Annotated in this window: 19 protein-coding genes; 9 read left to right on the forward strand and 10 right to left on the reverse strand. The window is 62.4% G+C overall.

Going from position 1 to position 21,176, the window contains the following annotated elements; all coding sequences use genetic code 11:
• Window positions 1–266 precede the first annotated feature (266 nt).
• On the forward strand, window positions 267–2,351 hold the full coding sequence (tkt, locus tag ACOSV0_RS29550) for a transketolase (RefSeq protein ID WP_434110651.1): 2,085 nt from the start codon (window positions 267–269) through the stop codon (window positions 2,349–2,351).
• Window positions 2,352–2,633: 282 nt separating this feature from the next.
• On the opposite strand, the gene ACOSV0_RS29555 is transcribed toward tkt, so the two are convergent.
• Both ACOSV0_RS29555 and ACOSV0_RS29560 read right to left on the reverse strand, forming a co-directional pair.
• Window positions 2,634–4,964: a PAS domain S-box protein gene (locus ACOSV0_RS29555; protein ID WP_434110653.1), complete on the reverse strand. Its 2,331-nt coding sequence runs from the start codon at window positions 4,962–4,964 to the stop codon at window positions 2,634–2,636.
• 4 nt (window positions 4,965–4,968) lie between these two features.
• A complete protein-coding gene (locus ACOSV0_RS29560; RefSeq protein ID WP_434110655.1) occupies window positions 4,969–5,115 on the reverse strand; it encodes a hypothetical protein in 147 nt (48 codons plus the stop codon).
• A 538-nt stretch (window positions 5,116–5,653) separates the two neighbouring features.
• Here ACOSV0_RS29560 and ACOSV0_RS29565 point away from each other — a divergent pair.
• The 3 genes from ACOSV0_RS29565 (at window position 5,654) to ACOSV0_RS29575 (ending at window position 10,804) form a co-directional block, all read left to right on the forward strand.
• On the forward strand, window positions 5,654–6,139 hold the full coding sequence (locus ACOSV0_RS29565; RefSeq protein ID WP_434115882.1) for a response regulator: 486 nt from the start codon (window positions 5,654–5,656) through the stop codon (window positions 6,137–6,139).
• A gap of 130 nt (window positions 6,140–6,269) precedes the next feature.
• Window positions 6,270–8,486, forward strand: a complete 2,217-nt coding sequence (gene glgX / locus ACOSV0_RS29570) for a glycogen debranching protein GlgX (RefSeq protein WP_434110657.1) — start codon at window positions 6,270–6,272, stop codon at window positions 8,484–8,486.
• Window positions 8,487–8,635: 149 nt separating this feature from the next.
• A complete protein-coding gene (locus tag ACOSV0_RS29575; RefSeq protein ID WP_434110659.1) occupies window positions 8,636–10,804 on the forward strand; it encodes an ATP-binding protein in 2,169 nt (722 codons plus the stop codon).
• Between the two features lie 194 nt (window positions 10,805–10,998).
• Here the strand turns inward: ACOSV0_RS29575 and ACOSV0_RS29580 are convergent, their stop codons facing one another.
• From ACOSV0_RS29580 to ACOSV0_RS29595, 4 genes are all read right to left on the reverse strand, one after another.
• Window positions 10,999–12,018, reverse strand: a complete 1,020-nt coding sequence (locus ACOSV0_RS29580; RefSeq protein ID WP_434110661.1) for a class I fructose-bisphosphate aldolase — start codon at window positions 12,016–12,018, stop codon at window positions 10,999–11,001.
• A gap of 64 nt (window positions 12,019–12,082) precedes the next feature.
• Complete coding sequence (locus ACOSV0_RS29585) at window positions 12,083–12,403, reverse strand: thioredoxin family protein (protein ID WP_434110662.1); 321 nt, start codon at window positions 12,401–12,403, stop codon at window positions 12,083–12,085.
• Window positions 12,404–12,602: 199 nt separating this feature from the next.
• Window positions 12,603–12,890, reverse strand: coding sequence for a hypothetical protein (locus ACOSV0_RS29590; protein ID WP_434110664.1), 288 nt, complete (start codon window positions 12,888–12,890; stop codon window positions 12,603–12,605).
• Between the two features lie 55 nt (window positions 12,891–12,945).
• Window positions 12,946–13,362: a MarR family winged helix-turn-helix transcriptional regulator gene (locus ACOSV0_RS29595; protein WP_434110666.1), complete on the reverse strand. Its 417-nt coding sequence runs from the start codon at window positions 13,360–13,362 to the stop codon at window positions 12,946–12,948.
• Between the two features lie 174 nt (window positions 13,363–13,536).
• Between ACOSV0_RS29595 and ACOSV0_RS29600 the strand changes: the two genes are divergently transcribed.
• The 5 genes from ACOSV0_RS29600 to ACOSV0_RS29620 all read left to right on the forward strand — a co-directional run bounded on the left by ACOSV0_RS29600 (window position 13,537) and on the right by ACOSV0_RS29620 (window position 18,003).
• On the forward strand, window positions 13,537–13,917 hold the full coding sequence (locus ACOSV0_RS29600) for a DUF2628 domain-containing protein (protein WP_434110667.1): 381 nt from the start codon (window positions 13,537–13,539) through the stop codon (window positions 13,915–13,917).
• A 96-nt stretch (window positions 13,918–14,013) separates the two neighbouring features.
• Window positions 14,014–14,484, forward strand: coding sequence for a hypothetical protein (locus tag ACOSV0_RS29605; RefSeq protein ID WP_434115883.1), 471 nt, complete (start codon window positions 14,014–14,016; stop codon window positions 14,482–14,484).
• Window positions 14,485–14,656: 172 nt separating this feature from the next.
• A complete protein-coding gene (locus tag ACOSV0_RS29610; RefSeq protein WP_434110668.1) occupies window positions 14,657–15,979 on the forward strand; it encodes a sugar efflux transporter in 1,323 nt (440 codons plus the stop codon).
• A gap of 266 nt (window positions 15,980–16,245) precedes the next feature.
• The gene (gnd, locus tag ACOSV0_RS29615) at window positions 16,246–17,283 is read left to right on the forward strand and encodes a phosphogluconate dehydrogenase (NAD(+)-dependent, decarboxylating) (protein WP_434110670.1); all 1,038 of its coding nucleotides are present in this window, start codon (window positions 16,246–16,248) and stop codon (window positions 17,281–17,283) included.
• 15 nt (window positions 17,284–17,298) lie between these two features.
• The gene (locus ACOSV0_RS29620; RefSeq protein WP_434110673.1) at window positions 17,299–18,003 is read left to right on the forward strand and encodes an HAD family hydrolase; all 705 of its coding nucleotides are present in this window, start codon (window positions 17,299–17,301) and stop codon (window positions 18,001–18,003) included.
• Between the two features lie 150 nt (window positions 18,004–18,153).
• Here the strand turns inward: ACOSV0_RS29620 and ACOSV0_RS29625 are convergent, their stop codons facing one another.
• The 4 genes from ACOSV0_RS29625 to ACOSV0_RS29640 form a co-directional block, all read right to left on the reverse strand.
• Window positions 18,154–18,690, reverse strand: a complete 537-nt coding sequence (locus tag ACOSV0_RS29625) for an ankyrin repeat domain-containing protein (protein WP_434110675.1) — start codon at window positions 18,688–18,690, stop codon at window positions 18,154–18,156.
• 104 nt (window positions 18,691–18,794) lie between these two features.
• The gene (locus ACOSV0_RS29630; RefSeq protein ID WP_434110677.1) at window positions 18,795–18,920 is read right to left on the reverse strand and encodes a hypothetical protein; all 126 of its coding nucleotides are present in this window, start codon (window positions 18,918–18,920) and stop codon (window positions 18,795–18,797) included.
• Between the two features lie 281 nt (window positions 18,921–19,201).
• Window positions 19,202–19,462 (reverse strand): BON domain-containing protein, encoded by a 261-nt coding sequence (locus tag ACOSV0_RS29635; protein WP_434110679.1) that lies wholly within the window; start codon window positions 19,460–19,462, stop codon window positions 19,202–19,204.
• A gap of 318 nt (window positions 19,463–19,780) precedes the next feature.
• Window positions 19,781–21,136 (reverse strand): SLC13 family permease, encoded by a 1,356-nt coding sequence (locus ACOSV0_RS29640; protein WP_434110681.1) that lies wholly within the window; start codon window positions 21,134–21,136, stop codon window positions 19,781–19,783.
• Window positions 21,137–21,176: the final 40 nt, after the last annotated feature.

The following is a 21,176-nucleotide window of genomic DNA, read 5'->3' on the forward strand; positions in this document are numbered from 1 at the left end:
TTTTCGCAAGCGCAGGGAGGGCGGCTTCGCAGTGTGCTCACGCAAAATTGCAAGCCGCCTGAAAGAACACGCTCCAATCATCAGGTCAACACGGCGCGCGGATGTAACGCGCCGTGCAGATTTCCGCGCATCGGTGCATCATCGTCGAGTCTGGCTGCGGTTCCTCATGCGTCGTTGCACGCGCCTCCCTACGAACACCGATCGCCGGCCACGCCGATACCGTGCTTCCTGGCGATGTCTCCAACCGCCGAACAAGGAGTGTCCTCATGCAAAACGATCCCGCCCTCGATCAGTTGTGCATCAACACGATTCGCACGCTATCGATGGACGCTGTGCAAAAGGCCAATTCCGGTCACCCCGGCACGCCGATGGCTCTGGCGCCGGTCGCCTATCATCTGTGGCAGAACCACCTTCGCTATGATCCGGACGAGCCGCTGTGGCCGAATCGCGACCGCTTCGTGCTCTCGGTGGGGCATGCCTCGATGCTGCTGTACTCGCTGCTGCATCTGGCGAACGTCAAAGCCGTGGATGACGACGGCAAGCCGACCGGTTCGCCCGCCGTTTCGCTCGACGATATCGAACATTTCCGCCAGCTCGGCAGCAGGACGCCGGGCCACCCCGAATACCGCATGACCACCGGTGTGGAAACCACCACCGGGCCGCTCGGCCAGGGGCTGGGCAATAGCGTCGGCATGGCGATGGCCGCACGCTGGTACGAAAGCCGCTTCAACCAACCCGATGCGCCGCTGTTCGATTACCGCGTCTATGCGCTGTGCGGCGATGGCGACATGATGGAGGGCATCTCGCACGAAGCGGCGTCGCTCGCCGGCCATCTGCAGTTGTCGAACCTGATCTGGATCTACGACAGCAACCGCGTGACGATCGAAGGCCACACCGACCTCGCGTATAGCGACGACGTCGAGACGCGCTTTCGCGGTTACAACTGGCACACGCTGCATGTGAACGACGCGAATGACGCCGCGGCGCTGGAAGCCGCGTTTGTCGAAGCGAAAAGCATCACGGACCGGCCGACGCTGATCGTGGTTCACAGCATTATCGGTTGGGGCGCGCCGCATAAGCAGGATACGTCCGCCGCGCATGGCGAACCGCTCGGCGTCGAAGAAGTGGCGCTTGCCAAGAAAGCCTATGGCTGGCCCGAAGACAAATTCTTCTATGTGCCGGACGGCGTGCATGAACGCTTCGCGCAGGGTATCGGCGCGCGCGGCAAGGCGGCGCGCGAGGAATGGCAGAGCAGGTACGACGCGTACCACAGGAAATACCCGGAACTGTCGCGTGAATTCGCCCAGATCGAAGCGCATGAATTGCCCGAGGGTTGGGACAGCGGCATCCCCACGTTCGATGCCGACCCGAAAGGCATCGCCTCGCGCGAATCGTCGGGTAAGGTGCTCAACGCCATTGCCGCGCGCGTGCCCTGGATGATCGGCGGTGCGGCCGATCTTTCGCCCTCCACCAAGACCAATCTGAAATTCGAAGGCGCGGGCAGCTTCGAACACGACAACTATGGCGGCTGCAACCTGCACTTCGGGATTCGCGAGCACGGCATGGGCGCAGCGGTCAACGGCCTCGCGTTGTCGAATTTGCGGCCGTTCGGTTCAACCTTCCTGATTTTCAGCGACTACATGAAGCCGCCGATCCGGCTCTCGGCGATCATGGAAGTCCCGGCCATCTATGTGTTCACGCACGATTCCATTGGCGTCGGCGAAGATGGTCCGACCCATCAGCCGATCGAGCAACTGGCCTCGCTGCGGGGCGTGCCAGGGCTGACCGTGCTGCGCCCGGGCGATGCGAACGAAGTTGCCGAGGTCTGGCGGGTGGCGATGTCGGATCCGCGGCGGCCGTCGTGCATCATCGTGTCGCGCCAGGCGTTGCCGACCCTGGATCGCACGCGCTATGCATCGGCCAAGGGTGTGCAGAAGGGCGCGTATGTGCTCGCCGATGCCCCCGATGGGAAAACGCCCGAAGTGATCCTGCTCACAACGGGCAGCGAATTGTCGCTGTGTGTCGACGTCTACGAAAAGCTCAAGAGCGAAGGCATCGCGGCGCGCGTGGTGTCAATGCCGTCGTGGGATCTCTTCGAGCGCCAGGACGAGGCGTATCAGGATTCGGTGTTGCCACCCGATGTGGATGCGCGCGTCGCGGTCGAACAGGCGGCGACGCTCGGTTGGGATCGCTATGTCGGACGGCTCGGCGCGCAGGTGGTGATGCATACGTTCGGCGCGTCCGCACCGCTCGCGGATCTGAAGAAGAAGTTCGGCTTCACACCCGAGCACGTGTATGACGCGGCGAAGCAGCAGATTGCGCGGGTGAACGCGAAGCGCAGCCAGAAGTAAGGCGTATTCGCGGTCAGGACGCCATCAGGTGTGAAGAAGCCGGCAACGTGAAGTTCGCCGGCTTTTTTATTGGGCTTCGTGCTTTTTAGCGTTCAGCAATTCATGCGCGCCGCAATTGCGTCGCGTTGAGTTGCATCGGGAACGATGTCGCGCGCGGCGAGTGCATTGATTACCGTGGCTTCATCGAGCATGAAGTGCAGTCTCCGTCCGTGGCGAAAACGTGTCGTGCAGGACGGCGGTGAAGGCCGTAGTCTTATCGGTGAGCATGGTAGCCCTGAGCATTTAATCCCGTTGGCGACTCAACACGCGTTGCAGTTCGCGCGGGTCGACCGGTTTGGTGAAGTGATGATCGAAGCCGGCGGCTTCAGCGGTCTGCTTGTCCTGCTGTTGACCCCAGCCGGTGACGGCAATCAGCAGAATGTCGGCGTCGTGATGGTCGTGGCGAATGCGGCGCGCCACTTCGTAGCCATTCAGGCGCGGCAAACCGATGTCGAGAATCACCGCCTGCGGCGCGAATTCGCCGATCAGTTCCAGCCCGGCGATGCCGTCGCCGGCCGTGCGCACTTCGTGGCCTTCGAGTTCGAGCACCATCGCGAGGCTATCGGCGGCATCCGCATTGTCGTCGACGATTACGACACGCAAGCCCGCCGTGTTCAGCACCTCAGAAGGCGCACTATTCGACGGCACCGCGGGTGTTTTCGATAGCGGCAGGCGGATCACGAATTCGCTGCCGCTGCCCGGCCCGTTGCTGAACGCGGCGACCGTGCCGCCGTGAAGTTCGGCGAGCCCGCGCACCAGTGCAAGACCGATGCCGAGGCCGCCTTGCGAGCGCTCCAATGCCGGCGCGAGTTGCGAGAACATTTCGAACACGCTGTCCAGATGCTCGCGCGGAATGCCGATCCCCGAATCGTGCACGACGATCACCGCCTCATCGCCTTCGCGCTCCGCGGCGAGAGAAATATTGCCGCCGGGCGGTGTGTATTTGGCGGCGTTGTTCAGCAGGTTCAGGATCATCTGCGACAGCCGCGTGGGATCGGCGTCGAGGTAGAGCGGCTCGCGCGGCAACGTCACGCTCAGATGATGCGCCGAGGCCTGCACGGTGGGTTGCGCCGCTTCCATGGCGGACTGCATCGCGCGTGCGAGTTCGAGCCGCTGCTTGCGCAATTCGAGCTTGCCCTGCGTGATGCGCGACACTTCCAGCAGGTCGTCGACCAGATGCGTCATGTGTTGCAATTGCCGGTCGAATACGTCGCGAGACCAGCTCAGTTGCGCGTCGGCGAATTCCTTCAAACGCAGAATTTCGAGCACGTTGCGCATGGGCGCGAGCGGATTGCGCAACTCATGCGCGAGCGTGGCGAGAAATTCGTCCTTGCGGCGATCGGCTTTCGAGAGTTCCAGATTCAGCCGCTGCAATTGCTGTTCGGCGCGTCTGCGCCCGGTGATGTCGCGGCTCACGCAGACCGCGCCATAGGTGTCGCCGCGTGCGTTCGCCAGCGGTTTGACCACCGTTTCACAGACCCCGCGTGTGCCGTCGCGCCGCACGAAAGTCAGTTCGCTGCGCCATGTGCCGTCGGCGGCGAGGGCGGCCAGCACTTCGCGACGCACGCGCAACGCGTCTTCCGGTGGATGGAACATGGCGATCGGCTTGCCGAGAATTTCGCGCAAACGGTAACCCAGCATGCGCTCGCCGCCGGCGTTGAAATCGGTGATGTTGCCGCGCAAGTCGGTGATGACGATGGCGTCGCTCAGGTGCTCGAAAATTGCCGCCTGGCGCAGCAGCACAGTCTGCGCGTCCTTGCGTTCGGTGATGTCGATGCCGAGGCCGTAGATCGTCAACGGCTCGCCGTGGGCGTCGTAGGTGGCGCGGCCGCGGCCTTCCATCCAGCACCAGTCGCCGCTTGCATGCAGGAAGCGGAATTCGGCGACGTAGTCGTCACTGCTTGCCACGGCCTGATCGACTGCCTCGTTGAGCGCAATCAGATCGCCCGGATGAATCAGGTCGAAAAAACCACCGGGCATTTTCGCGAAACGTCCCTCGGCGTAACCCGCCAGCGCTTCCAGTTCGCGGCTCCACCAGAATTTGCCCGACCTGGGTTCGTGCGACCACGCACCCATGCGTGCCCCGCGCATGGCGAGGCTCAACACGTCGCGGCTTTCCTGCAATTCTTTCTGTGCGAGCTGGTGCGCGGCGACCGACGCCTCCGCGTTGCGGCGCGCCAGCAGCAACTCCTGCTCGTACTTGTGACGATCCGCGACGATCAGCACCGCGACTTCGAGGTAACTGCTTTCGCCGTGATGGCGGCGCACGGCGTTGAGCAGCATCGGCACCATGCGGCCGTCCCGATGCACCATGTTCAGCTTGATCTCGGCGACCGAATCCTGCATCTGCAGCAGCGGTACCCAATGCGTGTCATAGAACGTTTTACCGCCGGCGGTCAGCAGATCCTGAATGTGCTTCGTCTCCGCGAGCTCTGGCGCGCTGTAGCCGAGCCAGCCGCAGAAGGTGGCGTTCACGCGCAGGATCTGGCCGTCGGGGGCCGTCACGAGCAGGCCGCAGGCGGCATGTTCGAACAAGGCATCGGAGGACGGCAACGGACGGTGCGTGCTTTGCATCGTTTTATTGACTCACCGGCTCGAGAAAAGCGTATGTGGCCGTGACGCTCGCAGCGGACGAATTCAAACGCGGACCATGCCCGCCGTTCTCAATGAGGTGCAGCGTGCCGCTACCGGACATGCTTACGTTGTTGCGCGTGCTGATGCTCATCGTCGGGTCCTGTGGCCGGCCGGGATAGGCGATGAATACGCAAGGTCCGGCATCTTTGGGGAATGTTACCGCAGTCTCGCCGTCGGGCCTGGGCCGTGCGATGCAATGGAGTGGCCATTTGTAGCGTTTGCATACCGCGTTCGCATCGGTGGTCTTGACCCGAAGGAGTTCCGTCAGAGGGATGCAACGGTCTCATGTACCCACTGATCGCAACCCGCGGGACTCGGGATAACCCGCAAGCAGCATGCCTTCACGCGATGCCGTATTGTTGAAAAAACGCGCGTTGGCATCCACGGGACGTTTGCGTGTTTTCCCCAACTTGCCGCGACTATATTCGCCCATATATAGCGGGTGATGATGTCGAGGTCGACATGAAGTTATGCGCAATGCACGCAGCAAGCGCGGCATGCGCGACGGAAGTGCGTTTCATGCTTCCTTCAACGCAATATCCCATTCTTTGCGACGAACTGTCGCGAGGAGTCAAGACAGCATAAATCAGGAAGCGGCAGATCGTCCGCTGAGCTATGGTGATGAGGTAATGAGGGAGAATAGGGTGACGTTCAACGACAGAATGGACGAGAACGACGACGTCGTCATCTGGCGGCCTGTCCGGTATGCGATGGCGTCGCATCGTCGCGTGCTCGTGGTCGACGATTACCTGGAAGCGGCCGAAGCCTTGCAGATGCTGCTGAACGCCGACGGTTTCGAGTGCCGCGCGCTGGAAGATCCATTCGCCGTTTGCGGCGTGGCCTGCGAGTGGCAGCCGTTCGCCATTGTGCTCGACATCAAGATGCCCGGCCTGGATGGTCTTGAACTGGCTCGCCGCCTGCGGGCCAACCCGTTGACTGCGGACATGCTGCTGGTGGCCTGTACCGCCTTTGCTTCGCGCGAAGACCGTGCGCGCGCCAGGGCCGCGGGGTTCGATGCGCATTGTGCGAAACCCTTGACGCCGGAGCGCCTGTTACGCTTGCTCGAGTCGGCCGCCGCGCTGCATGCCGTCGGACCGCCTGTAAAAACGATGTAACGGCTGGAATGCGGGATGCTTTGTGCCACGCGCAACACACGGGTCCAGAATTTGCTGCTCAAACAAGTTTGACCCTGCTTGATCCTTTCAAACACGTGTGCCAATGCCCTCAGCTTCCACAGGAATTCCTATGTCATCCCAGGCCAGTTACTCGACGCGCATCGCGGAAGGCACACCTTTCCCGCTAGGCGCGACGTGGAACGGAAGCGGCGTCAACTTCGCGCTGTTCTCAGTACACGCCACCAAAGTCGAACTCTGCCTGTTCGATGAAACCGGCGAGACGGAAATCGATCGCATCGAACTGCCGGAATACACCGACGAGGTCTGGCACGTGTTCGTGCCGAATCTCAAACCGGGCGCGGTGTACGGTTTTCGGGTCCACGGTCCCTATGAGCCGGAAAAAGGGCATCGTTTCAATCCGAACAAGCTCCTGCTCGATCCCTACGCCAAAGCCCATATCGGCGAGCTCAAATGGGTGCCCGAAATCTTCGGCTATACGCTCGATTCGGAAGAGGGCGACCTGTCGTTCGACGAGCGCGACAGCGCGCCTTTCGTGCCGAAGTGCAAGGTGGTCGACGCGAATTTTTCGTGGAGTCATCCGGAACGCAATGCGCTGCCCTGGGATCGCGTGATCTTCTACGAAACCCATGTGCGCGGTTTTACCAAACGTCATCCCGGCGTGCCGGCGCATTTGCGTGGCACCTTCGCCGGACTCGGCCAGCAGGTTGTGCTCGATTACATCAGGAGCCTCGGTGTCACCTCGGTCGAGTTGATGCCGATTCAGACTTTCGTCAACGACAGCCATCTGCTCGACAAAGGTCTCACCAACTACTGGGGCTACAACACGATCGGTTTCTTCGCGGCCGATCCGCGCTTCTTCGCATCGTCGACCGATCCGGTCGGCGAATTCAAGGAAATGGTGGACCGTTTTCATAATGCCAATCTCGAAGTCATTCTCGACGTGGTCTACAACCACACGGCCGAAGGCAACGAACGCGGTCCGACGATTTCCTTCAAAGGCATCGACAACGCGTCGTACTACCGGCTGATGCCGGACGAGCCTCGCTATTACATCAACGATACCGGCACCGGCAACACGCTCAATCTGTCTCATCCGCGCGTCTTGCAGATGGTCACGGACAGCCTGCGCTACTGGGTGACGGAGATGAAAGTAGACGGCTTCCGTTTCGACCTCGCCACGATTCTCGGCCGTGAAACGCACGGGTTCGACGAAGGTGGCGGGTTTCTCGACAGTTGCCGGCAGGACCCGGTGCTCTCGAGCGTGCGGCTGGTTGCGGAGCCGTGGGACTGTGGCCCCGGCGGTTATCAGGTGGGCGGTTTTCCGCCCGGCTGGGCGGAGTGGAACGACCGCTTCCGCGATACCGTGCGCGAATACTGGAAGGGCGACGAAGGCAAGGTGGCCGATCTCGGGACGCGCGTTACCGGGTCGGGCGACAAGTTCAATCATCGCGGGCGGCGTCCATGGGCGAGCGTCAACTTCATCGCCGCGCACGACGGCTTCACGCTCAACGATCTGGTCTCGTACAACGACAAGCACAACGAGGCCAACGGCGAAGACAACAACGACGGTCATTCGGACAACAAATCATGGAACATGGGTGTCGAAGGTCCGACCGACGATCCGGAAATCCGCCAGCAACGCGAACGCCAGAAGCGCAATCTGCTGGCTACCTTGCTGCTTTCGCAAGGCACGCCGATGATGCTCGCGGGCGACGAATTCGGCCGCACGCAGAAGGGCAATAACAACGCGTATTGCCAGGACAACGAGATCAGCTGGGTCGATTGGGAAGGCATCGACGACGACGGGCGCGCGCTGATCGAGTTCGTCAAGAATCTGACCACGCTGCGCCATCGTCTGCCGGTACTGCGCCGTGGACGCTTTCTCAGCGGCGAATACAACGAGGCACTCGACGTAACCGACGCCCGCTGGCTTTCGCCAGACGGTACCGATCTCTCGCAGGAGCAGTGGGACGATCCGTCGATGCGCTGCTTCGGCCTTGTGATCGACGGACGCGCCCAGGCGAGCGGCATCCGGCGCCCCGCATCCGATGCGACTTTGCTGCTGGTGCTGAATGCACATCACGACGTGGTCAATTTCACGCTGCCGGACATTCCTGAGGGCGATCAGTGGACCTGTCTGCTGGATACGAACATGCCGGTGCGCGCCGAGTTGCCGCAATTCTGTGCCGGCGACGCGTATCAGGTCACCGGCCGTTCGTTGCTGCTGTTCGCACTCGATGCGCCGAGCCGCGCGACACAACGCGTGTTCGATCGTCTGGAAGAACAGCTCACCACGGATGAAAGCGAACGCCCTGCGGGAACGTGACGGGATATCGGCAACCCGTGTATCCGGCTATATGCAGCGGCACACCCTATGGCGAACGGCGGAAGTGCGGTAAATTCCGGAAAAGGAAATAGCACTCGAACAATGCGGGGCATGTCGTGCACCGCCACCCCGACCTGGTTTTATCTTTCATGGAGATCGTGACCGTGCAACGTGCGGAGCGTGTCGCCGTCGATTTCCCCATGCCATCGCGCAATTTCGCGGCGACGCGGCGCGTGCTTCTGATCGTGCTCGCTGTTTCGATTGTGTTTCCGCTGGCCTGCCTCGCGGGTTATGGATATTTCGATTACCAGCGCCGGGTTGCCGATTCGAACGACATGATCGACCGGCTCGCGCGCGTGATCGAGGAACAGGCCGTCAAGGTGCTGGACCTCAATCAGCAGGTATCCTCGCGCATCGTCGACCTGCTCGGCAACGACGGCGACGCACAGATTCGCGCGCAGGAAAGCGGATTACATGACCGTTTGCGGCTAATCGGCGGCGACTTTCCGCAGGTCGCGTCGATTTACGTGCTTGGCGTGAACGGCGATCTGCTGGTGTCGAGCCGCGCTTATCCGGCACCGGCCATGTCGACCGGCCAGCGTGAAGACTTCAACGCCGCCAAAGCGATGCGGCCGCAGCCGTATTTTTCGCTGCCCATGTTCGGGCCGCTGTCGCAGACCAATGTATTCAACACCGCCACCGGCCGCTCGGGCGAGAACGGACAATTCCTCGGCGTGGTGTCCGTGGCGCTGCGCACCGAGTACTTTTCGCGTTTCTATCATGATCTGACGAATGGCGATACGTCGGTGTCGTTGGGACTGTACCGTCAGGACGGCAATTTGCTGGTGCGTTACCCGGCCTGGTCAGCGGGCGCCAAACCCACCCAGGAGAGCGCGTTCACCGCGGCCTTGCGCGACAAGCAGCTATTTGGCCACATCCGTTTGACTTCCACGGTCGACGGCGTCGAGCGGTTGCTGGCGTTTCGCCGTGTCGGCGACTATCCGCTCTATGTGATGAGCGCGTACGAAACAGCCGCGATCGGCGCGGCGTGGCGCCAGCACTTCATGATGATCGCGGCGATCACGGCCGTGCCTTGCGTGGCGATCTGGCTGCTGGTGTTCTTCTCATTGCGCCAGCTCGCCGACGAACGCCGCGCCTGGGAACGCTGGCAGGGTGAAGTGGCCATGCGTCTTTCCGCGGAAGCGTCGAGCCGGCAATTGCAGCGCATGGGCGCGCTCGGCAATCTCGTCGCCAACGTTGCCCACGACTTCAACAACCTGCTGATGGTGGTGTCGGCCAACACTGAACTGGCGCGCCTGAAGCGCTATAACAACCTTGAAAAGGAAGTGCAGGCCGTCGAGCGCGCCACCGCCACGGCGGAATCGCTGACACGGCAGCTTCTGAGCGTGGCGAAAAAGCAGCCGCTCAAGCAGGAACCGGTCGACCTCGCCACCTGGCTGCCGGGCGCCGCGCCGCTGATCGACGCGGCGCTCGGCGACACCGTCGAAATGGCTTTGAACATGGTCGACAACGTCTGGCAGGTGCTGGCCGATCCGATCGACCTTGAATTCGCGATCATGAATCTGGCGGTCAACGCGCGCGATGCGATGCCGCGCGGCGGCCGCTTCGTGATCCGTTGCCAGAACAACCGTCTGGTGGGCAGCGACACCTTGCTGCCCGACGGCGAATACGTGCTGATAGCCTGTTCCGACGACGGCGAAGGCATGTCCGAAGCCGTTGCCCGTCGCGCGTTCGAGCCGCTGTTCACCACCAAGCTGCGCGGTTCGGGCAGCGGCCTCGGCCTCGCCCAGGTCCTCGCCATGTGCGAACAGGCGGGCGGCACCGCCAGAATCGACAGCGTGCCGGGCAGCGGCACGACGGTCAGGCTTTATTTGCCGCGCTACCGCGAGCGGCAGCGGGCCGTGGTGCCCGACGCGGAAATTGCGCAACAACCGGTGCTGGCTGTAAGGGGTGTCGTGCTGCTGGTGGAAGACAATGAAGACGTGGCGGCAGGCGTAGCCGCCGTGCTGGAAACGTTTGGCTGCAAAGTGCGGCACGAACCGACCGCGGACCAGGCGCTCGACGTGCTGAGCGGCGGGGCAAAGTTCGAACTCGTGCTGTCGGACATCCAGATGCCGGGCAGGCTCAGCGGCATCGACCTCGCGGAGAAGGTGCGCAGCGCGTGGCCCGCGCAGAAGATCGCGCTGATGACCGGCTACGCCGACGAACTCGAACGGGCACGTCGGCTCGGCGTCGCCATTCTCGCCAAACCCTTCAATATCGACGAACTGCACGCACTGGTGGTTTGCGAACCGTAAGGCGATCTCGGCAAGCCGGTTTCGCTGCCGGCGTTACTCGACAGGATTGCGCGCGCCGTCGCCACCACTGGCGCCATTACGACTCGTTCAGTCGCGGGTGATCTTCCCGCGCGACAACTTCGTTCGAAGCCTGTTCGACAGGGATCACGCTTACCGAAAAGTGGCGGCGTGCTCGAACCGATCTGTGCTACAGGCTAGCCCTTTTCCTGCGCTGCGTCGTACTTGCCGAGCGCCGCCGCGCTATTCAGGCGAGCGCGTTTGAGCAACGCCTCCTGCGCGCTTTTAACGTTGCCCGCTTGCCCCTGCCACGCTTGCAGCGGCGGCTCCTGCAACGCGCGGCCATACGAGAAGCTCAGATTCCACGGCAGCGGCCCAAGGCGATTCATGGCATCGAGGTTGGCCGTTGCTTCCTCCGGCGTTTGTCCGCCGGACAGGAACACGATCCCCGGCACCGCCGACGGCACCGTGCGTTTGAGTATCCGCACGGTGTGGGCCGCGATATCCGAAGTCGACGACTGCTGCGCATGTTCAGCGCCCGCCAGCACCATGCTCGGCTTCAGCAGAATATGTTCGAGCACGACGTGATGCCGGTGCAGCGCGTTAAACACTTCGTGCAACACGGCCTCGGTCACTTCCGCAGAGCGTGCAATGGTGTGGTTACCGTCCATCAGCACTTCCGGTTCGACGATCGGCACAATGCCCGCTTCCTGCGAGATCGCCGCATAGCGCGCCAGCGAGTCGGCATTGGCTTCGATGGCGAGGCGGCTCGGCAAACTCGCCGTGATGTTGTACACCGCGCGCCATTTGGCGAAACGCGCGCCTTGCCGCTTATAGTCGACGAACCGTTTGGCGAGGCCGTCGAGACCTTCGGTGATTTCGTCACCCGGGGCGAGCGCAAGCGGAATCTTGCCGAGGTCCACCTTGATGCCGGGCACCACGCCGTTTCTGGCGGCGAGTTGCGGAAAAGGCGTGCCGTCGTCCGCTTTCTGCCCGAGTGTTTCTTCGTAAAGGATCACGCCGCTCACGAACTCGCCGAGGCCCGGCGTGGTAAGCAGCAGGTTGCGATAGGCGCGGCGGTTTTCCTCGCTGGATTCGAGGCCGATCGTCTTGAAGCGTTTGGCGATGGTCGGACCGCTTTCGTCGGCGGCGAGAAGGCCTTTGCCGGGTTGGACCATCGCCTTGACGGTGGCTTGCAGCTCGCTACGGGTGTCCATGAGGTGTGCTCCATTTAATCCGGTTTGCGGATGAAATCGTGCAGGTGTTCGCGCGCCGCGCCAGTCAGAGCGAAGCGAAGGCCTCGGCTATGGCTGCAGGGCCAGTCGGGCGGACGATGCGCGCGACTTCCGCGCCGTCGCGCATGAACACCAGGGTGGGCCAGAGTTTGACCTTGAAGGAGCGGCCAAGCGGGCGGCCCGGACCGTCTTCGATCTTCAGATGCCGGACGTCGGCATGAGGTTCGAAGGCCTGGGTAATCGACGCTTGCGCGCCTTGGCAGAAGCCGCACCAGTCCGTGCCGAATTCGATGACCGTGGCGCCCGCCAGGGCGTCGATCTCGGCTCGGGAGGGGGCGTGGGAGGAATAGGGTTTTGCGCTTGCCATGGGTGCTCCGGTGCTTTTTTTACCTGCGCAGGCAGCGGTTTTCCCTTACGAGGGCCCGGCCGCGCACGGACTAAGCAAAAGAGTAGCAGCTATGGTGGAGATCGTCAGTGACGGGGGCAGGGGACGTTCCCGCGTTCGGGTGTGCCCACTGACTCATGGTCTTACCCCAGGCCCGCGCCCGGAACGTGGGGCAAACCGGTCATCGCGCGCATTGCTCGACTGCCAGCGCCAAAACATCCTGTTTGGCGGGGTTCTGGAAAAAATCTTCGACACTCACGTGCTGCTCATCCGCCAGCGCTTGCAGGCAGCGCTCGTTGTTGCTGCGCACGGCAGCCGGTGCGCAAGCAATCGCGATGCCCAGCAGGATACAAAGCGACAAGCCGATCGCAGCGCCGAAAATCCAGTTTGCCGAGACCCGCGCGCCGCCTGAAAATCGTCTCGTGCCGCTGCGGGTTGCCGCGCTGCGCCGACTCGCCAGATGGTCCATTCGATCCTCTCTTTATATAATTAGCAAGACAACTATTGGATTAAAAAAAAGTGCCTTATCCAAGCGCTTTTCGCACGCCATGCATCGAGGCAACGGCTGCTTCGAACAACTCCGGCCCGATCCTGGCGCGCAGGTTTTTCGCAATTTGCGCGCTGGCTTCGTTGATAGGCCGCTCAAGCGCCTTGCCGGCCCGTGTGGCATGCACCCGCCATTCGCGGCCGTCGGTTTCGCCCTGGCGGCGCTCCACCAGCCCCTTGTCGCTCAGGTTATCGATTAGCCGCGTCGCAGTGGGGCGGGCAATGCCCAGCAGATCCGCCACCTGGCTGCTCAGGCAACCGGGCGTAGCCAGCACGACACGCAGCACGAAACCTTGCGGGGGCGTCAGCCCGAATTCGGCATACACGACACCCCATTCGCGCTCGGCAAGCCGCGCCAGTGCGGATGAATTGAAGTAAAGGCAATGATCGAACATAGGCGCTATTGAACCGCAAGATGATTAGCAAAGCAACTAAAATTTGACATGTCGCATTGATGCTGCCGATGCTTGGGTCGTCGCGTAAATTTCACACAAACGCATGTTCTTGCAAGCGTGACATGTTAAACGTCATGATTCGCTCTAGCGGCGTCATCGTATTCAGGAAAGAACATGGCAGAAAGGATCTACCTTCGGTACCCCGGTAAGGACGAAACGGTCGCGGTCGCCACCGGTTTTAGCTGGGGCGCATTGCTGTTGGGCTTCGTCTGGGCCATGTCGAAGAGGATGTGGTTTGCCACCTTCATCATGCTGGCGGTCAATACGCTGCTGTTTTTCTCGGGCTTATGGGGTGAAACGATCGGCACGATCGGACTGGTGCTGTCCGTGCTGTTCGGTGTTGCCTGTGGTGTCTATGGCAACCAGTGGCACCGCTGGACGCTCGAAAAGCAAGGATATGTCGTCGTGCAGCCGGCGGGCGAGGGCAGTCTGGCGGGAGCGGATATTGCTGATCCTCAGGCCGCGCGTGAACATCCCTCTAAGCAAGTCCGCTGAAGCACGTCGCCGGGTCTTCCCCCGCCGTCATGGAGGCATTCGATGCCAATTGCAATCGCCATAAGCACGTCCGCCTTGCCCGCCGCGCCTGCTGCCATGCTGCGTCGTGGCCTGCTCGGCGCGGCACTCGTCGCGTCGCTCTGCATCGCGCCGCTTGCCCATAGCGCAGATCCCGCAGCCGATGCCGCGCCCACGCCTGGCACGCCGGTCGCGGCAGGCGCACAAGCGGCCATGCCTGCCGCAGCGTCGGCTGCCGCGCCTGACGACACCTTCCTGCTTACCATCTTCCTGCGCCATGACGAGTCGAAGCCGCTGCCGAAAATCAACGACCAGTTGCGCGCGCAAGGATTCTTCAAGACCTTTCCGCCGCCGGGCATCGAGGTCGTGTCGTGGTACGTGATGATGGGTATCGGCCAGGTGGTCACGCTGCGAGTGCCGGCCAGCCGTCTGCGTGAAGTCAACCGGGCCATCGAGACGACGGCGTGGGGCGGCTATCGCACCGAGTTTTATCCGACCTACGATTACAAAGCGCAAGCGCAGAAAATGCGCGCAACGGACAGCAAGTAACGCCGTCCATGCCGTCAGTTCGTCTGCAACACCCCGCAACACAAATTTGGGATGCAGGATTGCGGGTTTACGCGCCTGCAAGCCAGGCCGATAATGCCCCAGTTGTTCCGGCCACGATGTCCGCGGCGCACATCGCGCCGCGGGCTCGCTTTCCCTGACCCACCGCCACCCCGTGTTGAAAACCTCCCGTTTTTTCGACCTGCTGCGCATCCCTGGCTTCAAGCCTTTGGCCGCCGCCACCCTCATGCTCGGCGTGGCGATGTCGTTCACCGCTCCGTATCTGTCGCTGTTCGGCGTCGAGCGCGCCGGCATGACGCCCCTCAAGCTCGGCATATTCATGACGCTGATCGCCGCCAGCGGGGTGCTCGCCAGCACCTTCGCCGGCCGTTGGAGCGATGCGAGCGGCCGGCATCGGCCCTTGTTGCTGGCGGCACTCGTAGCCGCCGCGCTCGGCTATCTCTGTTTATGCGTGGTGCGTGACTACCGCCTGTTGCTGGCGGTCGGGATTGTGTTTATCGGCGCGGGCGGCTCGGCCATTTCGATGGTGTTCTCGTTCAGCCGCGCGGCGCTGCCGGTGCCCGATCCCGCGGAGCGCGCGTTCGCCAGCGCCACGTTGCGGACGATCCTCTCGGCGGCGTGGGTGTTCGGTCCGTCGGTGGGCGCGCTGGTGCTCGCGGGCGCCGGCTTCTATGGGCTCTTCCTGTTCGCGGCGGCCAGTTTCGCGGCCTGCGCAACCATCGTCTGGCGGATGCGGGAGCCGCAAGGTCATCTGGGCGATCACACGGTGGAAGACACGGCCTCGGAACCATCGGCTTCGATCACCGTGCCGCCGCTGACCGCGCCCGGCGAAGAGGCGCACGAGGACCTGCCGGAGGTCGCCTCACCGAACGACATCCGCCGTGCCGTGGCCGCGCTCACCTTGCTCGGTCTGGCCGCGAACGCCACCATGATCGTGTTGCCGCTCTACATCGTGCACGGCCTGAACGGCACGCATCTGGACGTGTCGGTCATGCTCGGCCTCGGCGCCTTGATGGAGATTCCGATGATGCTCGCGCTCGGCGCGAAGTCGTCGACGCTGCACAAGCCTAACTGGCTGGCGGCCTGCGCCGCGGTTCACGCCGTGTATTTCGTCGCGATGTCGCTGGCGGGGAGCGTCCACGTACTGATTCCGATGCAGATACTCAACGCGTTCGTGGTCGCGGTGACCTCGTGCCTCGGCATGACTTACGTGCAGGATCTGATGCCGCAGTCGCCCGGCCGCGCGACTGCGCTGTTCTTCAATGCGGCGCGGGTCGGCTCGATTCTCTCCGGCGTGCTATCGGGTTTGCTGGTGGAGGCATTCAGCTTTCGCGGCACGTTCCTGTTCTGCGGTTTGCTGGCGCTGTGCGCGCTGGTGTTGTTCGCCGTGCCGGGTTATCGCTATCCGCTGATGTGGCGCGCCGTGCAGCGTTTCGCGCGCACGCAATACGGGAAGTTTCAGGCGCGGCGGCGCTAGGGCCTGCAATTCAAAACCTCTGCAAAGAAGCGTATTGTCGGTTGATGCGTCATTCGATGCGTCATTCGATGCAGGCGGGGAATGCACGATTCACTGCACGGGCGATCCGGGGCTGCTACCGTATATCCACCGGATCGCGTGAACACAACGCCGGCAACTAACAACTACAGTCATGAAAGCCACTCGCCGCCAGCTAAGTACGCGGCGTGGCCGCAATACGTCGACTCAGATCGGGCAGCGCAACGAGACACTTTCCGGAGCGAGATATGCAGCTAGGCATGATTGGATTGGGACGCATGGGCGCGGACATGGTGCGGCGCCTGACGAAAGGCGGTCAGCAATGCATCGCTTACGACGTGCAGCCGGCCGCGGTGGACAAGCTGAAACAGGAAGGCGTAGCAGGCGCAACCTCGCTCGAGGACCTGGTCGCGCAACTGCAAAAACCGCGCGCGGTGTGGCTGATGGTGCCCGCGGCGGTGGTCGACAAAACGCTTGAGAACCTGGTGCCCCTGCTGGAACCCGGCGACATCGTGATCGACGGCGGCAACTCCTATTACCACGACGACATTCGGCGCGGCGCCGATCTGGCCAAACGTCAGTTGCACTATGTGGACGTCGGCACGAGCGGCGGCGTCGCGGGACGCGAGCGCGGCTACTGTCTGATGATCGGTGGCGAGGCCGAGGTCGTGAAGCGGCTCGAACCGATTTTCTCGACGCTCGCGCCGGGCGTGGGTTCCGTGCCCGCCACGCCGGGCCGCACGGCCGGCGCCAGCACGGCCGATCAAGGCTTCCTGCATTGCGGTCCGCAGGGCGCGGGGCATTTTGTGAAGATGGTCCACAACGGCATCGAATACGGAATGATGGCCGCGTATGCCGAGGGCCTGAACATTCTGCACCACGCCGACGCCGGCAAGCATGCACGCGAAGCCGATGCCGAAACGTCGCCGCTGCGCCGTCCCGAGCTGTATCAGTACGAGTTGAATCTCGCCGAAGTCACCGAGGTATGGCGACGCGGCAGCGTGATCGGTTCGTGGCTGCTGGACCTGATCGCCGGATCGCTCGTCAGCGACGCCGATCTGCAAAGCTACGCCGGGCGCGTCTCGGATTCGGGCGAAGGGCGCTGGACGGTGGCGGCCGCGATCGACGAAGGCGTACCGACGCCGGTGCTGAGCGCGGCGCTGTTCGCGCGTTTCAGCTCGCGGGGCGACGCGGATTTTGCGAACCGGGTGTTGTCGGCCATGCGGCACGACTTCGGCGGTCACGTCGAGAAAGCGGCCACGCCCGCCGACGGACGCAAGAACTAACTCACGGAGGCCGTCATGCAAGCCGCTAACACCACGCCTCACGAGGTTGTGTTTCTGTTCGATTGCGATAACACGTTGCTGGACAACGATCATGTGCTGGTGGATTTACGCGCGCACATGATGCGGCAGTTCGGCGAACAGAACAGCACACGGTACTGGCAAATCTTTGAAGACCTGCGGGCCGAGCTGGGCTATGCCGATTACCTGGGCGCGTTGCAGCGGTACCGGCAGGAGCATCCGCGCGACACGGGCTTGTTGCTGATGTCGTCGTTTCTGATCGAGTATCCGTTTGCGAACCGGCTTTATCCGGGCGCACTGGATGCGATCCGGCACGTGTCGCAGCGAGGGCCGGCGGTGATTTTGTCCGACGGAGACGTGGTGTTCCAGCCAAGGAAGATTGCACGCTCGGGCCTATGGGACGAGGTCGAAGGGCGGGTTCTGATTTACATCCATAAGGAGCTCATGCTCGATCAGGTGATGGAGTGTTATCCGGCCCGTCACTATGTGATGGTGGACGACAAGTTGCGGATCCTGACGGCCATGAAGAAGAGTTGGGGCGAAAGACTGACGACGGTTTTTCCTCGCCAGGGGCATTACGCTTTCGATCCCAAGGAGATTGCAAGTAATCCGCCGGCGGATGTGACGGTTGAGAGGATTGGCGAGCTGGCCGAGATCGATCTGGATGGTTTGCTTAGCGGGGGCACTGTGGGCGGGGCCTAATAGGCTTTGTGCCTTCCGCGGTTTGGCAGCGTTGCGTGTGCGTGTCGTCTCTCTCGAAGTACGCGGCGGAGGTGCACAGCGTTCGCAACGACATTGATGAAGCCGAGTGACTGTGTAGCTGCGGCCAGCACGCTACACAGTCGCGGCCAGCTACGAACTCGCCTTCTTCAATTGCGCGGGCGTATCCGTCGCGCCCATTCTGTTGGCGGCATCCAGCGGAGTAACGCCGCTCGCGTCTCGCGCTTGCGGATTCGCACCGTGCCTGATCAACAGGTCGACGATTTCCGTGCGGTTGAACATCGCCGCGATCATCAACGCGGTGCGGCCATCGGGCGACGCGCCTTCGACATCGGCACCGTGTGCAAGCAAGGTTTCGATGACAGCATTGAAACCTTTGAAAGCAGCGCCCGCAATGGGTGTCTGTCCATTGTCGTTGCGCAGATCCGGGTCGGCCCCGTGCTCGAGCAGCGTGCGTACCGCATCTACGTGACCGTGATAGCTCGCCAGCATGACGAGACTGTCACCCTTATCGTTGCGTAAATTCGGCGGCACGCCTTTTTCGATTACCGCGGCGAGCATGGTCGCGTCGCCGCGTCGTGCGAGATCGAAAACTTCATGCGCCAGTTCGACCAGGGCCGGATCGATCTCCGGCTTGGCGGGCGTGGGAGGTTCAGCGTGGTCCGTCAATGCAATCTCCTTGCAATAATCCTGGCCACCAGGGCGGCACGGGGAAGATCGATCAGGATACACATTTTGCTGCGCCGGTGCCCGCCGAGTAGCGGACCACAGGACTACAGCTTGCCGAGCACCGTTACCAGCAAACCGAACACGCCCACCAGAACGGCGACGCCGGCGCACAACAGCACGAGCGAAAGAACGAGAATCAGAGGCGCTTTGAGGCGGCTGGATGTCGACATGATGGCCGTTCAGATGATGGGCGAACGGGACAGGACGCGCCAGATGCGGTCCGCCGTCGCGCATTTAGCATGGCGAGCTTAGTCGCATTCACTTAATGCTCGCTTAAAGTCTAGCGCAAGACCGGCAGTCTTTGGCGCGCCGGGCAACGCGAACAGGATGACGCGCGCAATGACCCCAACGCCGGCAAATCGCGCTACCGTCCGCTGCAACGGGAGGGGAAGAAACAGGAGTAGAGCGGTTTTAGCTGAACACCAGCGAATGAATAGCTGGCGGCCCGATGCTATTTTGCTTTGATCCTGGTGCGATCGGAAACGCCGGCGACACCGAACAGACGGGCGACGTCTTCGAGTGCAGCGATTCGTTGCTGGTCGCAGGGAAAAATGCCGAGCAGGGTGATGCGTCCGCGCGAGACTTTGACTTGCACGGCGTTTCGGGGCACAGCAGCATCCCAGGCGAGGCGCTTCGTCGCTTCCGCGGCGATCTGTTCATCGGTGAGATGCGTGCTTGCGTGGCTGCGCGTACCGGAGCGGTGTCTGGTCACAGCGATTCCCTCGAGAGTGGGCCGCGATTGACCAACACTAGCAGATTTCCGCCTGGCGACCCTCAGCGGTTCTGTTTGCACAGCCTGGCGAGGCAGGTGCGGATCGTGCCGAATGCCTGCCTGTCCAATTCCGCGCGTCAACACCCCTGTTGTGAGAGCCATGCCCAGATATCCAGCGCCAGACGCTCACCCTGGCAGCGCGACACGCATGACATGACACAATCATTACGCGCCTTATCCGCCGGGCTCTAAAAGGCATCCTGGTGGTCGGGCATGCCGCCGAGAATTGAGTATCGAGTGAGTTTGCAGATACCGTGGTTACAGAAGCCCGATGAGCCGCCACCACAAGGCATTGACCGGCAATACCAGCAGCAGGCCGAGCGCCGCCGTCACGAGGCAATACTTGACGGCCGCGCGCCGGTCGAGCCGCGCCAGTTCATTGCCGAAGACGATCGGCGGCGACTGATAGGGCAGGAAAGTGGTGCCGTAGCCCATCACTTGCGATAACAGTCCCGCTTTCAGATGAACGCTCTGCGCCAGCACCCGCGAAACGACCGGCACGAACAGGGCGGGTTCGGCGTTCGAGGTCACCGCGAAGCACAGCGCGATCGACATCGCGCTCAACACCAGATAAGCGCCGAAGGGGCTATCGCGCAGCGAGGCCAGCGCGAGGCCGTCCGGAATGCGCACGCCGAGATGATTGACGAGCGCGGTCAAGCCGATGATCGCGGCGATAAACCACAACAGATCCATCTTGACCGTCGCGGTGAAGCGCGTGAGCAGCTCCGCGGGCGAGGTCAGGAAGTATGCGAGCGTGAAGCCGAGTCCGACCCAGCCCGGCGCAATGTGGTGGATCGAATCGGTGAACCAGAACAGCAGCGTGATCGTGAGCAGCACAACGGCATGCAGTTCGCGCGTGCTCATGCGTACCTTTGCCGCTGGTATCGCCACTTCGTCGACCGTGTCCGCGAACAGCCAGTGCGATGCATACACGAGAATCGCGCCGCGCACGAGCACGCCGGCCGGAAAGAAGTACAGCAGGTACTCCGAGAAACGCAGATGCATACCGTGCGTCTGTTCGAGAATCCCCGCCATGATCACGTTCGGCAGATTCGCCGGCAGCACGGCCGAGGCCAGTTCATACGAGCCGACGATCACGAGCAGCAGAATACCGCGCCGTCCGTTGGCGGATTCGCCGAGGCGCACCACGTCGCAATAGCCCATGGCGATCGGAATCAGGATCGCGACGCGGCCGAACGTGGACGGCATCACCAGCGACAGCAGAAAGCTCAGCACCGCGAAGGCGAGCAGAGCTTTCAGATACGAGCCGCCGATGCGGCGCGCGAGCGCCATGCCGATGCGTTCGCTCAAGCCGCTTTCCTTCAGCGCGAAGCCGATCGCGGAGCCGCTGAACACCAGCCAGAATGCGCTGGATGCGAAGCCGGAGAATATCTCCTGAGTCGGTACCGAGGTCAGCGTCGCGGCCAGAAAAAAGAACAGCAGCGACACCAGCAGACCGCCGACCAGCGACGTCGCCCACAGCACGATGCACGTAAAAACAATGGCGACGATCCGGGTATCCTGCGCCGACAACAGTCCTCGCCAACCCAGCAGCACGATCGCCGCCAGCCCCACCGCCAGCAATGTCGGCGCAATTCTGTTTCTCGTGTTCAAACGTTTTGCCTCGCGTGATAAATGACCGGGAGCGGATTCG

The organism is Paraburkholderia caffeinilytica, assembly GCF_051027425.1.
GTDB classification, from domain to species: Bacteria; Pseudomonadota; Gammaproteobacteria; order Burkholderiales; family Burkholderiaceae; genus Paraburkholderia; species Paraburkholderia caffeinilytica_A.

What these genes read in the sequence shown, in the direction of transcription:
- tkt (WP_434110651.1), top strand. Translation starts at nt 267, where the DNA reads ATGCAAAACGATCCCGCCCTCGATCAGTTGTGCATCAACACGATTCGC.
- ACOSV0_RS29555 (WP_434110653.1), bottom strand. Translation starts at nt 4,964, where the DNA reads ATGCAAAGCACGCACCGTCCGTTGCCGTCCTCCGATGCCTTGTTCGAA.
- ACOSV0_RS29560 (WP_434110655.1), bottom strand. Translation starts at nt 5,115, where the DNA reads ATGAGCATCAGCACGCGCAACAACGTAAGCATGTCCGGTAGCGGCACG.
- ACOSV0_RS29565 (WP_434115882.1), top strand. Translation starts at nt 5,654, where the DNA reads ATGAGGGAGAATAGGGTGACGTTCAACGACAGAATGGACGAGAACGAC.
- glgX (WP_434110657.1), top strand. Translation starts at nt 6,270, where the DNA reads ATGTCATCCCAGGCCAGTTACTCGACGCGCATCGCGGAAGGCACACCT.
- ACOSV0_RS29575 (WP_434110659.1), top strand. Translation starts at nt 8,636, where the DNA reads ATGGAGATCGTGACCGTGCAACGTGCGGAGCGTGTCGCCGTCGATTTC.
- ACOSV0_RS29580 (WP_434110661.1), bottom strand. Translation starts at nt 12,018, where the DNA reads ATGGACACCCGTAGCGAGCTGCAAGCCACCGTCAAGGCGATGGTCCAA.
- ACOSV0_RS29585 (WP_434110662.1), bottom strand. Translation starts at nt 12,403, where the DNA reads ATGGCAAGCGCAAAACCCTATTCCTCCCACGCCCCCTCCCGAGCCGAG.
- ACOSV0_RS29590 (WP_434110664.1), bottom strand. Translation starts at nt 12,890, where the DNA reads ATGGACCATCTGGCGAGTCGGCGCAGCGCGGCAACCCGCAGCGGCACG.
- ACOSV0_RS29595 (WP_434110666.1), bottom strand. Translation starts at nt 13,362, where the DNA reads ATGTTCGATCATTGCCTTTACTTCAATTCATCCGCACTGGCGCGGCTT.
- ACOSV0_RS29600 (WP_434110667.1), top strand. Translation starts at nt 13,537, where the DNA reads ATGGCAGAAAGGATCTACCTTCGGTACCCCGGTAAGGACGAAACGGTC.
- ACOSV0_RS29605 (WP_434115883.1), top strand. Translation starts at nt 14,014, where the DNA reads ATGCTGCGTCGTGGCCTGCTCGGCGCGGCACTCGTCGCGTCGCTCTGC.
- gnd (WP_434110670.1), top strand. Translation starts at nt 16,246, where the DNA reads ATGCAGCTAGGCATGATTGGATTGGGACGCATGGGCGCGGACATGGTG.
- ACOSV0_RS29620 (WP_434110673.1), top strand. Translation starts at nt 17,299, where the DNA reads ATGCAAGCCGCTAACACCACGCCTCACGAGGTTGTGTTTCTGTTCGAT.
- ACOSV0_RS29630 (WP_434110677.1), bottom strand. Translation starts at nt 18,920, where the DNA reads ATGTCGACATCCAGCCGCCTCAAAGCGCCTCTGATTCTCGTTCTTTCG.